General features: G+C 71.0%; 11 protein-coding genes. 2 read left to right on the top strand and 9 right to left on the bottom strand.

All coding sequences use genetic code 11. From position 1 onward, the window contains the following. Positions 1-22: 22 nt before the first annotated feature. From LMU33_RS09180 to LMU33_RS09165, 4 genes are all read right to left on the bottom strand, one after another. Positions 23-169 carry an SCO1431 family membrane protein gene (locus LMU33_RS09180; RefSeq protein WP_228618991.1) on the bottom strand — a complete coding sequence of 49 codons (147 nt, stop codon included), beginning with the start codon at positions 167-169 and terminating at the stop codon, positions 23-25. A gap of 106 nt (positions 170-275) precedes the next feature. Continuing rightward, on the bottom strand, positions 276-1,646 hold the full coding sequence (locus LMU33_RS09175; RefSeq protein WP_228618990.1) for a C39 family peptidase: 1,371 nt from the start codon (positions 1,644-1,646) through the stop codon (positions 276-278). Between the two features lie 202 nt (positions 1,647-1,848). Continuing rightward, positions 1,849-3,390, bottom strand: a complete 1,542-nt coding sequence (locus LMU33_RS09170) for an amino acid permease (protein ID WP_228618988.1) — start codon at positions 3,388-3,390, stop codon at positions 1,849-1,851. 65 nt (positions 3,391-3,455) lie between these two features. Beyond that, positions 3,456-4,412: a hypothetical protein gene (locus tag LMU33_RS09165; RefSeq protein ID WP_228618987.1), complete on the bottom strand. Its 957-nt coding sequence runs from the start codon at positions 4,410-4,412 to the stop codon at positions 3,456-3,458. Positions 4,413-4,628: 216 nt separating this feature from the next. Between LMU33_RS09165 and LMU33_RS09160 the strand changes: the two genes are divergently transcribed. Both LMU33_RS09160 and LMU33_RS09155 read left to right on the top strand, forming a co-directional pair. Further along, complete coding sequence (locus LMU33_RS09160) at positions 4,629-5,249, top strand: uridine kinase family protein (protein WP_228619095.1); 621 nt, start codon at positions 4,629-4,631, stop codon at positions 5,247-5,249. 428 nt (positions 5,250-5,677) lie between these two features. Next, complete coding sequence (locus LMU33_RS09155; protein ID WP_228618985.1) at positions 5,678-7,540, top strand: AAA family ATPase; 1,863 nt, start codon at positions 5,678-5,680, stop codon at positions 7,538-7,540. A gap of 74 nt (positions 7,541-7,614) precedes the next feature. Here LMU33_RS09155 and LMU33_RS09150 read toward each other — a convergent pair whose 3' ends face one another. From LMU33_RS09150 to LMU33_RS09130, 5 genes are all read right to left on the bottom strand, one after another. Beyond that, positions 7,615-8,688 carry a hemolysin family protein gene (locus LMU33_RS09150; RefSeq protein WP_228618984.1) on the bottom strand — a complete coding sequence of 358 codons (1,074 nt, stop codon included), beginning with the start codon at positions 8,686-8,688 and terminating at the stop codon, positions 7,615-7,617. Then, complete coding sequence (locus LMU33_RS09145; protein WP_228618982.1) at positions 8,685-10,019, bottom strand: hemolysin family protein; 1,335 nt, start codon at positions 10,017-10,019, stop codon at positions 8,685-8,687. Before LMU33_RS09145 ends, LMU33_RS09150 begins: the two co-directional genes overlap by 4 nt. A 268-nt stretch (positions 10,020-10,287) precedes the next feature. After that, positions 10,288-10,752, bottom strand: coding sequence for a PH domain-containing protein (locus tag LMU33_RS09140; RefSeq protein ID WP_228618981.1), 465 nt, complete (start codon positions 10,750-10,752; stop codon positions 10,288-10,290). Positions 10,753-10,767: 15 nt separating this feature from the next. Beyond that, complete coding sequence (gene hisG, locus LMU33_RS09135; RefSeq protein WP_228618979.1) at positions 10,768-11,625, bottom strand: ATP phosphoribosyltransferase; 858 nt, start codon at positions 11,623-11,625, stop codon at positions 10,768-10,770. Between the two features lie 60 nt (positions 11,626-11,685). Next, positions 11,686-11,958 (bottom strand): phosphoribosyl-ATP diphosphatase, encoded by a 273-nt coding sequence (locus LMU33_RS09130; RefSeq protein WP_023552153.1) that lies wholly within the window; start codon positions 11,956-11,958, stop codon positions 11,686-11,688. Positions 11,959-11,992 lie beyond the last annotated feature (34 nt).

The following is an 11,992-nucleotide window of genomic DNA, read 5'->3' as shown; positions in this document are numbered from 1 at the left end:
CCGCACACGTGAGCGGGTCGAGTCAGAGCAGGCCGAGCTGGGTCACGAACATCGCGACGACCGCCACGAGGACCCAGCCCATGACGTGCTCGAGGATCTTGGGGCCGTCGTCCTGGGGGCCGCCGGTGCGGGCGCGGGTGGCGGTGGACGGGTGTGCGGTCGTATCCATTTGTCCACCTTGCCACCCGCGACACCGTGTCCGGCGATGAGCTTGCTCACACCGTCTGATCACGCCGTCCGATCACGCCGTCCGCGCAGACGGTCCGCTCACACGGTCAGTGCACGCCCACCGCGGCGAGCGCCTTGCGCTGACGCGGGCTCGGGTGGGCCGGGAAGTAGAGGTAGCAGACTCCCCCGGTGCCGGAGACGACCTTGCCGGAGGCGTTGTACCGCTTGGTCCTGAGCCAGATGTTCTCGAACTCCCGGCGCAGATAGACCCGTCGTACCGCGTCGTCGCTCGGCGAGGCCGGGTCGTTGGCGATCACGTCGCCGTCCGCGGTGAAGCCGATCACCGTCATCAGGTGGCCGGAGGTGCCGTAGCCGGCGCCGGTCAGCTCGGTCTTCAGGAAGGACTGGGACGTTATGGCCGGGATGCCGGCCGCGATCAGCGTCTCCAGGTCGGTGAGCGAGGCGAGGCGGGTGACCACGCCCTGGATGCCCTGGAAGGTGGCCGCGTAGGCGGCGTTGAACGGCCAGTTGCCGCAGCCCTCGTACTGGTAGTCGTAGGTGAAGCGGGCGGCGTGGTCCACCTCGGGATCGGCGTAGGACGGGTCGACCCAGGAGAGCTGTTCGGGGGTGAGCCGGCCGCCCCAGTACTCGACGATCATCTGCGAGGACGTGGGGCTGCACCAGGCCTCGCCGCCGTTGTCGTACTGCGGGTACTGGCCCTTGTGAATCTCCTGGGAGTAGCGCGGTACGGCCAGTTCCTGGGCGAGGCCGGGGGTGGAGGCGGGGACGGTGAAGCGGTCGGGGATGTCGGACCCCATGGCGCCCAGCCGCCACACGGTCGGCGTCAGGTGCGTCCCCGGCCTGCGGTAGAGGGTCAGGCGCAGCCGGTACGAGGTCAGGCGCAGGCCGGTGCTCGCGTCGTCGATGGCGAAGGTGTCGGTCCAGATCGTGCTCTTGCCGTCGGTCTGGCCGTCCACCGAAGTCCGCTTGATGTCCTGGTCACCGGCCGCCCAGCGGCCCATCACGTACCACGGGGTGCCGGTGCCGTCGGAGTACGTGCCCTGGAGCTCCACCTGGATCCAGGTGCCCTCGGGGGTGTGGGCGTTCCAGGAGGAGACGACCTCGGTGGCGGGGACGGTGAGCCGGTGGACCGGGGCGGTCCAGGTGGCGTACTCCCAGGTGGCGGTCGTACCGGTGTGCGGGTCGGTGTAGTCGGTGCGGCCGGCGGGGGCGCCGATCACGACGCCGGGGCGGGCGCCGGCGACGGCCCGGACGCCCTGGGCGGCGCCGAGGCGCCACTCGCGGTAGGTGGTCCAGCCGTGGTAGTCGATCGGGCGGGCCTGCGCCTGGCCGGTGTCGTCGGCCTCGGTGTCGGGTCGCTGCGCGGCGGCGGCAGCGGGGGCCACTCCGCTGGCCACCGCGACGGCGACGGCTGCGGTGAGGACGGTTCTGCGGGACGGCTGTTGGGCTCTGCTCATGGGCGCGATTACCCCCAGGTGTCCGATGATCCGGTGCGGTGTGTGCGCCAACTATGGAGCAGCCGGCATGGCGCTGCCAGCACTTCCGCGCATGCCACGCCACCAATATTGGTCTGGGCCACTGGAAGGCGCCCCGAGGGGGCGCGGGGCCGCCGCACGACACCCCGCGCCACCCGAGCCGTACGCCTCGTACTGCTCGCCGTCAGACGAGGTCCATCGCGGCGACCTCGTCGGGCCGGCCATAGCTGACCGGCCCCTGGAAGCGGCGGCGGGCGGTGGCGAACCACCACACGGTCGCCACGACCAGGACGACGCCGAGCGCGATCGGCGCGTAGTTGAAGGAGTCGGCCGTGATCGGCGAGGCCTGGGGCAGCATGAACAGGACACTGCTGAGCACGATCCAGATCACCGCGAGCCAGCCGACCGGCCGGCCCCAGCGGCCCAGGTGCCAGGGCCCGGGCTGGAACTCGCCGCCGAGCCGCAGCCGCAGGAAGATCGGCACGGCGTAGGCGAGGAACAGGCCGACCACGTTGACGCTGACGATCGCGGTGAAGGCGGTGCGCGACCACCAGCCGGGCACCACCAGGGCCACTGAGCAGACCACCGCGAGCCACACCGCGTTCACGGGCGTACGGGTGCGCGACGAGACCGAGTGCCACCAGCGGGAGCCGGGCATGGCGCCGTCACGGGAGAAGGCGAAGATCTGCCGGGTGTTGCTGGTGAGGTTGGCGAGACCGCAGAAGAGCATCGCGCCGATGACGACGAGGAGCATGACCTTGGCGACGCCGAGGCCGAGGCCGTCGATGAGAATCTGCACGGGCGGCGCCGCAGAACCGGCCACCTTGGCGTAGTCGCCAATGCTGTAGACCAGTGCAAGCATCAGGATCAGACCGGTGATCGCCGAATAGCCGATGGCGCGGGTGATCCCCCTGGGCGCGTTGACCGTCGCGTGGACCGTTTCCTCGGACATGTGGAAGCTGCCGTCGAACCCGGTGAACGTCCAGCTCGTGACCAGCAGCCCGAGCATGCCGCCGTAAAGGCCGCTCGAGAAGCCGGTGTTGTTCTCGAAATGCGTCACGAAGGACACCGGCTGATGGTGATCGGGCATCACTATGAGTGCGCCGACGATCACGACGAGTCCGATCAGCAGCCACCACACGGAAATGCGGTTCAGTACGGCGACGAGCTGCACGGTGTAGGTGTTGGCGAGGCCCTGTACGACGATGAGCAGGCCCGTGATCAGCACCGTCTGGTGCGTGGTCGGCTGGTAGGACGGCCACTGCAGCTGGATGAACGCCTGGATGAAGGTGGCCGCCGCATAGCCGGTTGCGGCGGTGCCGCCGATCTGGCCCACGAAGTTCAGCCAGCCCGTGTACCAGGACCAGGCGCCCTTGTGCCGCTTTGCAAGTTTACCGGCGGAGAAATACAGGGCTCCGCTCGTCGGATACGCCGAGGCGACTTCCGCCATGGCGGCGCCGATGAGCAGCACCATGACGCAGACCCCGATCCAGCCGAATACGAGAATGCGGGGGCCGCCCGCGTTCATACCGAATCCGAAAGACGAGAAAATACCCGAGAGGATATTGATGATGGTGAAGGAGATCGCGAAATTGTCGAACGCCTGGAAGCGCCGGGTGAGTTTCCGCGGATAACCCATCGCATGCAGGGTCGCGTCGTCGTCGAGCGCGACCGGGTCCTCGCCCGCGCGGGCCTTCGCCCCGGGTGACGATGTCCGTTCCGACACGGTTCGGCCTTTCTCTGAGGGAAATCTCCGAGTGAATCCGAGTGCAGGTGCAGAGCGTGTGCAGGTCAGTCGGGCCGGGGCACGGGCAGTCCGCAGGCACGCCGGGCCCGGGAGAGCTGCTCGGCGGGGTCGCCGAAGGCACTCCAGGGCATGCGCGAGGCGTACGGGCCCATGGCCGTGAACACCGCCCGGGCCTCGAACTCACGCTGGGCCATGACCAGGGCGTGCGCGAGGTAGGCGAGGTCGAGCACCGGGGTGAAGCGGTAACCGCCCACCGTGGGCAGCCAGTTCTGGTAGATCGCCAGCGCCGTGGAGCGCCACTGCGGCTGTTCCCAGACGCGCTCGGCGAGCAACTGGGTGGGGTTGTAGCTCTCCACCAGGGCCACCAGCGGCAGCAGCCGGAGGGCGGAGTCGGCGGGCGCCCGCTGGCTGAGGAAGGCGGCCACGTCCCAGGCCGCGTTGACCGAACCGCCGTGGCGCGTGAAGAAGGACGACAGGAAGCGGTGGTGGCCCTCGCGGTGCCAGGGATCCAGCGACAGGACGTGCGAGAACAGCCGCCAGGGGCCGGGCGGGGCGGTGAGCAGGCCGTGCGGGGCCGGGTCGCGCAGCCGGTGCAGCCGGGCCATGGCGAGCTTGGCCACCCAGGGCGTGGGGTCCCCGGGAGCCATGGCGGCGGCCCGGTCACAGGCGGTCAGCGCTATCCGCTCCAGCGCCTCGGCGCGCTCGTCGCGGGCGTCGGCGGCCCGCAGCGCGCGCTGTACCGCGACCCGGGCCCACATCAGCGCGGACTCGGGCGTCGGCTCCTCGGCGAGCCAGCGCTCGACCAGATCGGTGCCGGCCGCCTCGGAGGCGAGGACCAGCGAGCGATGCGCGCGCAGGGCGAAGTCGGTGCGCGTCTCGGCGAGGGCCTCGTACGCGTATCGATAACGTCCGGCGCGCACATCGACGCATACGCTCGCCAGGACACGGTCGTCGGCCGCCGGATGCCACACATAGTGCCCTTCGAATAACTCCGCGGCCATGTCCCCCTGCCAGTCCCCGTACGGCGCACAGGTGTTGCGCTGGAGGCACCCTACTCAGCGGCGGGCACACCCGGAACGCCTAATTCGACATATCGGTCAGGGGATTCGCGAATGTTTATCCAGGGCCTTGACTGGCCGGCAGCCGATGATTCAAAACGCGACCACAACTACACTGTCCCGGAAAACCGCCCACACCCACCCACCCCGGGAACCACCATTCGTGACCTCGCCGCCCGGCTGCGCGGGCTTCCCACCTCCCTCGGGCCGGTCCGGCTGATCGGCGTCGACGGGCACGCCGGCTCGGGGAAGTCCACCTTCGCCGGGCGCTTGGCCGCCGCGCTCGGCGGGGCTCCGGTGCTGCACCTCGACGACATCGCCAGCCACGAACAGCTCTTCGAGTGGACCGACCGGCTCATGGACCAGGTGATCCGGCCGTTCGCCCGGGGCGAGAGCGCCACCTACGCGCCCTACGACTGGCGCGCCCGCGGCTTCGGCGCGCCGCGCCCGCTGCCGGCCGCACCCGTGGTCCTCGTCGAGGGCGTCGGCGCCGGCCGCCGGGCCCTGCGGCCGCATCTGGCCCTGCTGCTGTGGATGGAGTTGCCCCGGGAGGAGTCCTGGACCCGTGGGCGACTGCGGGACGGGGCAGAGCAGCGGGAGTTCTGGAAGGGCTGGGTCGAGGCGGAGCACGCGCACTTCGCCGCGGACCCTTCGCGCCCCCATGCCGATCTTCTGGTGCTGCAGACGCCGAAGGGGTACGAGATGCTGCCGGGTCCCGGGTCAACCTGTGGACCGGACCAAGGTGTGACCCAGAGTGACGGCCCCTCCGCGTTGTGGTGAAGCTGTGAAGACCCTTGCGGGGGAACTTCTGGGAGTGCCTCAACTCCGCTTGACCGGGGGGCCGTACAGGTCTTACGTTCTCAATGAGCGGTCATTCGGGACCGCCCCCAGACGCGAAGCCCCCGGTTGTTCCCCCGTGACCGGGGGCTTCGTTCTGTCTGCCCGCCTTTTTCCGGGTGCCCCGCGCGCCGATCCGCTCACCCTCGGTCACCGATCCGCGTGCGCCCCGTCTGCTCCCACCTCGCCAAACGGCCCGTGCGGCACCCTTCGGCACGCGGTCGCCGCACGGGTACGATGCCCTCGGTGCGACCTTCGAGGCTGCCTCGCGCACCTGTAACTCCGGTCCGCGGCACGGCGGTTCGAACCGCGGCGACGCCGGGCGACTGCCCGGTGGTGAACCACGGGGGCACGGTCTGTGGGGGGACGGGATGGACTTCGGCACGCAGGGCCCCGAGGCCCCGGCCGACCTGGCCTGGCTGCGGGGAGTGGACGCCTACACGATGGGCGCCTACCCGCAGGCGGAGGAGGAGTTCCGCGCCGCGGTGCGGATGGACCCGGGGATGGCCGACGGCTGGCTCGGGCTGCACGCGCTCCGGGTCGACACGACGACCGCACTGCTGAGGATGTTCCGGCACCGCGACCGCTTCGGCGAACAGCGCGCCCGGCACCGCCGCACGCTCAACTCCTGGTACTGGCTGGGCTGGTGGGTGCAGCCGGTGCTGGAGAGCCCGCGCGACCTGCTGCTCGCGCACGCCTCGCACTGGCTGGACGGCCGGCACGTGCCCGAGCTGGACCGGGCCCTCGCCGGGCTGCCCCCGGTCGACACCGACCCGCAGGTCCGCTTCCTGCACGCCTGCCGCTCCTATCTGGTCAAGGACTGGGAGCAGCTGGTACGGCACACCGACCCGCTGCTGGACGATCCCATGCTCGGCATCGAGGCGGGCCTGTTCGGCGGCATGGCCAGGGTCCGGCTGGAGATGTACGGCCAGGCCGAGCCCCTGCTGTCGGCGGCGCTGATGCGGTGCCGCAGCGAGCAGCCGCAGCGCAAGGAGCTGCGCTACTGGCTGGCGCGGGCGCACGAGGGCACGGGACGCTCGGCGGCGGCGCTCCCCCTGTACCGGGCCGTGCACCGCGTCGACCCGGCCTTCATGGACACCTCGGCGCGGCTGGCCGCGATCGCCGAGGGCGACGGGTACGACGACACCGCCGACCTGGCGGCGATCACACTGACGGGCGCCGGGCAGGACAGCGTGGACGGACCCGACGGCTTCGATCCGCTCTTCGGCGCCGAGGGGCGTGATCTGCGGCTGCCGGAGCCGGACCTGCCGACGGGGCCCCTGCCGTCGGTGACCGATCCGGGGGTGCGGAGCAAGACCGGTGTCTCCTCCTCCCCCATTCCGGCCGGTCCGACCGATCCCGCCCTGCTCGAGGAGGCGCTCGCCGAGCTGGAGCGCATGGTGGGGCTGGAGCCGGTGAAACGCCAGGTCAAGGCGTTGTCCGCGCAGTTGAACATGGCCCGGCTGCGGGCCGGGCAGGGGCTGCCGGTGCAGCCTCCGAAACGGCACTTCGTCTTCTCCGGGCCGTCGGGCACCGGCAAGACCACGGTGGCCCGGATTCTGGGGCGGGTGTTCTACGCGCTCGGGCTGCTCGGCGGTGACCATCTGGTCGAGGCGCAGCGGGCGGACCTCGTCGGCGAGTACCTCGGGCAGACGGCCGTGAAGGCCAACGAACTGATCGACTCCGCGATCGGCGGGGTGCTGTTCGTGGACGAGGCCTACTCGCTGTCCAACTCGGGATACGGCAAGGGGGACGCGTACGGTGACGAGGCCCTGCAGGTGCTGCTGAAACGGGCCGAGGACAACCGGGACCACCTGGTGGTGATCCTCGCCGGCTATCCGGAGGGCATGGACCGGCTGCTGGCCGCGAATCCCGGACTGTCCTCCCGGTTCACGACCCGCGTCGACTTCCCCTCCTACCGGCCGCACGAACTCACCGAGATCGGCAAGGTGCTGGCGGCCGAGAACGGGGACGCGTGGGACGGGGAGGCCCAGGAGGAGCTGCGCTCGATCGCCGGGCACGTGGTCGAGCAGGGGTGGATCGACGAGCTGGGCAACGGCCGGTTCCTGCGCACCCTGTACGAGAAGAGCTGCGCGTACCGGGATCTCCGGCTGTCGACGTATGCGGGTTCCCTGTCCCGGGAGGACTTGGCCACGCTTCGCTTGCCCGACTTGATGCAGGCGTACGGGGAGGTGCTGTCGGGGCGGGGGCCGCACGATCCGTCGGGTATGTAGGACAGCCCCGAAGGGGCGCGGGGAGCGACCGGCCACAACGACTGGCAGCCGCGCCGCTCCCCGCACCACCCGGGCTAGGAGGCGAGCACCTGCTCCGGCTCCCCGCTGGCCCGCGGCTCCGGCATCTCCCGGTGCGCCGGGTCCCGTACCTCGCCCACCAGCAGCTCCAGGACGTCCTCCAGGGCCACCAGGCCCAGCACCTTGCCGGAGGCGTCCGCGACCTGGGCCAAGTGCGTGGCCGCCCGCCGCATGACCGTGAGGGCGTCGTCGAGCGGCAGCTCGGCCCGCAGGGTGGTCATGGGCCGCCAGACCTTTTGCGGGACGGCACGGCCGGAGTGCTCCAGGTCGAGGACGTCCTTGACGTGGACGTACCCCATGAAGGGGCCCTTGTCCGACGCGGCGACCGGGAAGCGGGAGTACCCCGTGCGGGCCGTCAGCTCGACGATCTGGCCCGGGGTGACCGACGGGGCCACCGTGACCAGGGACTCCCGGCGCAGCAGGACGTCGGTCACCGGGCGGGAGCCAAGCTCCAGGGCGTCCTCCAGGCGTTCGCGCTCCTCGGGGTCGAGCAGGCCCGCCTGGCCGGAGTCCTCCAGCAGGCGGTTGAGCTGCTCGCTGGTGACGACGGCCTCGACCTCGTCCTTGGGCTCGACGCGGAAGAGCCGCAGGATGGCCTGGGCGCAGGCGCCGAGGCTCACCGTGATCGGCTTGCACAGGCGGGCGAACCAGACCAGGCCGGGGCTCAGCCACAGCGCCGCCTTCTCGGGGGCCGCCATCGCGAGGTTCTTCGGCACCATCTCGCCGATGACCAGGTGGAAGAAGACCACGGCGGCCAGCGCGATCACATAGCCGAGCGGGTGGACCATGCCGTCGGGCAGGTGGGCGGCCGCGAACACCGGCTCCAGCAGATGCGCCACCGTCGGCTCGGCCACCGCGCCCAGCGTCAGCGAGCAGACCGTGATCCCGAACTGGGCCGCGGCCATCATCTGGGGCAGGCGCTGAAGACCGTAGAGGACCTGGCGGGCCCGCGCCGTGCCCAGTGGTTCGATCTGGCTGCGGCGCACGGAGACGAGCGCGAACTCGGCGCCGACGAAGAAGCCGTTGGCGAGCACGAGCAGCGCGGCGAAGACCAGTTGGAGGACGCTCATCGGGCGGCCTCCATCACGTTCGCCGCCGGGGCCGTCCTGACCAGGCGGACCCGTTCGGCGCGGTAGTGGCCGACCTGGCGGACCGAGAGCCGCCAGCCGGGCAGTTCCGCCTTGTCGCCGGGGGCGGGGATGCGGCCGAGCAGGTCGGCGACGAGTCCGGCGACCGTCTCGTACGGTCCCTCGGGCACGTCGAGGCCTATGCGCTGGAGGATGTCGACGCGGCAGCTGCCGTCGGCGTCCCAGGCGGGCCGGCCGTCCTCCGGCGGGGCCGGGGCCAGCTCGGGCATGTCCGTGGCGTCGTGCTCGTCGCGGACCTCGCCGACGAGTTCCTCGACGATGTCCTCCAGGGTGACCACGCCCGCCGTGCCGCCGTACTCGTCCACGACGACCGCGATGGGCTGCTCGGAGCGGAGCCGGGCGAGCAGGGGCTGGACCGGCAGGGTCTCCGGCACCAGCAGCGCCTTGCGGGCGATACGGGTCACCGGGGTGCGCAGGCGGTCGTGCACGGGGACGGCGAGGGCGTCCTTCAGGTGGGCCATGCCCACGATCTCGTCGATCTTCTCCCGGTAGACGGGGAAGCGGGACAGGCCGGTGGCCCGGGTGAGGTTGACGACGTCCTCGGCGGTAGCCGAGTCCTGGAGGGCGCTGACCTTCACCCGCGGGGTCATGACGTGCTGCGCGGTCAGCTCGCCCAGGGACAGGGTGCGGACGAACAGGTCGGCCGTGTCCTGTTCCAGGGCGCCTGCCTGCGCGGAGTGCCGGGCCAGGGAGACGAGTTCGCCCGGGGTGCGGGCGGAGGCCAGTTCCTCGGCGGGTTCGACGCCGAGGGCCCGCACCAGCCGGTTGGCGACCGTGTTGAGCGCGGCGATCACCGGGCGGAACAGGCGGGCGAAGTGGTACTGGGGGCCGGCCACGAACCGGGCGACCGGCAGCGGCTTGGACACGGCCCAGTTCTTGGGCACGAGCTCGCCGATCACCATCTGGATCGCGGAGGCCAGCAGCATGCCGACGACCACGGCGACGCCGGAGACGGCGCCGTCGGGGACGCCGATGGCGGCGAAGGGGCCGTGCAGCAGGCGGGCCAGGGCCGGTTCGGCGAGCATGCCGACGACCAGGGAGGTGATGGTGATGCCGAGCTGGGTGCCGGAGAGCTGGAAGGACAGCTCCTTGAGCGACTCGGCCACTCTGCCGGCCCGGCGGTCGCCCTCGGCGGCCGCCTTCTCGGCGTCCGTGGCCTCGACGGTCACCAGGCCGAACTCGGCCGCCACGAAGAATCCGTTGGCGAGGATCAGCAGGAAAGCCGCTCCCAGGAGCAGCAGGGAGATGGTCACGCTGCCACCGCCTTCCCGGTATGTCGGGTCGGGGCGGCGCAGGTACTACAGGACGATCCGTCCATCGCTGGAGGGAGTCACTCCTCGGGTAGCAGGAACCCCTGTGCACCGGGTGGTGCCCCAGGGGTGGAGGCGCAGCAAAACGGCCTCCGTCACCAGATTAATCAAGACACGGGCCGGTCGGGCAGAGTCGGCGGCCCCGAGTCAGCCCGGATCTGCCCCCGAGCCGGCCCTGATCCGGCCCGAGCCGGTCCCGATGTGCCCCGGGTCAGCCCTGATCCTCGACCGGGTGGGCCGGGGAACGGGCTTCGACGAGGGCGCGCAGGGCCTGCGCGTCGGCGATGGCGCGCTGCTTGGCGAGGCCCGGCTGGATGCCGAGCGCGGGCAGGCTGGTGCCGTCGCTGAGGTTGAGGAACACCCAGGGATCCCCCGGACGGAGGTTCACCTGGACGATCTCCGCCCACTCCAGGTGCCGCTTGCCGGCGATGTTGACCACGGTGACACCGGACTCGTCGGCGACGACCTTCACCCGGGCCAGCTGGGCCAGCGCCCAGAAGATCAGCGCGCCGGTGACGACGAAGCTCGCCCGCTCCCCCGGGCCGAGCTGCTCCAGCAGCATCGCGACCCCGGAGATGGTCAGGAAGATCGCGACACCGGCGGTGAGCAGGATCACACGGGTGTGGCCCGGCCGGAAGGTGACGGGAAGCGCGGGAAGGGAAGGGGTGTCGGACATCTCGGTACGCACCCCTTACAGGCGGCAGGCGTGGATGGCCGTGGTGAGGATGGCGCGGGCGCCGATGGCGTAGAGGTCGTCCATGATCCGCTGCGCCTCCTTGGCGGGGACCATGGCGCGGACCGCGACCCAGCCCTCGTTGTGCAGCGGGGAGACGGTCGGGGACTCCAGGCCGGGGGTGAGCGCGACGGCCTTCTCCAGCTGCTCGACGCGGCAGTCGTAGTCCATCATCACGTACGTCCGCGCGACCAGGACGCCCTGGAGGCGGCGCAGGAACTGCTGGACCTTCGGCTCGGCGTCCTCCTCGCCGTCGGCGTCGGTGCGGCGGATGACGACCGCCTCGGACTTCATGATCGGCTCGCCGAAGACCTCCAGCCCGGCGTTGCGCAGGCTGGTGCCGGTCTCGACGACGTCGGCGATGACCTCGGCGACGCCCAGCTCGATCGCGGTCTCCACGGCGCCGTCGAGGTGGACGACGGAGGCGTCGACGCCGGCGTCCGTGAGGTGGCCGGCGACGATGCCCTCGTAGGAGGTGGCGACCGTCTTGCCCTTCAGGTCCTCGATGCCGCTCGCGGTGCCCGGCTTGGCGGCGAAGCGGAAGGTGGAGCGGGCGAAGCCGAGCGGCAGGATCTCCTCGGCGTCGGCACCGGAGTCGATCAGCAGGTCGCGGCCGGTGATGCCCAGGTCGAGGCGGCCGGAGGCGACGTAGATCGCGATGTCGCGCGGGCGGAGGTAGAAGAACTCGACCTCGTTCCCCGGGTCGACGATCCGCAGCTCCTTGGACTCGCGGCGCTGCTGGTAGCCGGCCTCATGCAGCATCTCCGCCGCAGGGCCGGACAGTGAACCCTTGTTGGGGACGGCGATGCGCAGCATGAGGTCGGCTTCCTTTGCGTGAAGGGGTTTCTACGGCTTTACGGCTCGTGCGCGGGCGGACTACAGGTGGGCGTAGACGTCGTCCAGGGAGATCCCGCGGGCGACCATCATCACCTGGACGTGGTACAGCAGCTGGGAGATCTCCTCCGCGGCCGCCTCCTTGCCCTCGTACTCGGCGGCCATCCAGACCTCGGCGGCCTCTTCGACGACCTTCTTGCCGATGGCATGGACGCCCTTGCCGACCAGCTCTGCGGTGCGGGAAGTGGCGGGATCGCCGTGGGCGGCCTTCTGCTGGAGCTCGGTGAAGAGCTCCTCGAACGTCTTCTTGGACATGGTGGTCCTTACCCTACGCGCTCCGGCCGGTGCC

It is taken from the genome of Streptomyces barringtoniae, assembly GCF_020819595.1.
GTDB classification, from domain to species: Bacteria; Actinomycetota; Actinomycetes; order Streptomycetales; family Streptomycetaceae; genus Streptomyces; species Streptomyces barringtoniae.
The sequence above is the reverse complement of the archived record's forward strand: the minus strand, read 5'-3'. Positions and strand labels throughout refer to the sequence as shown.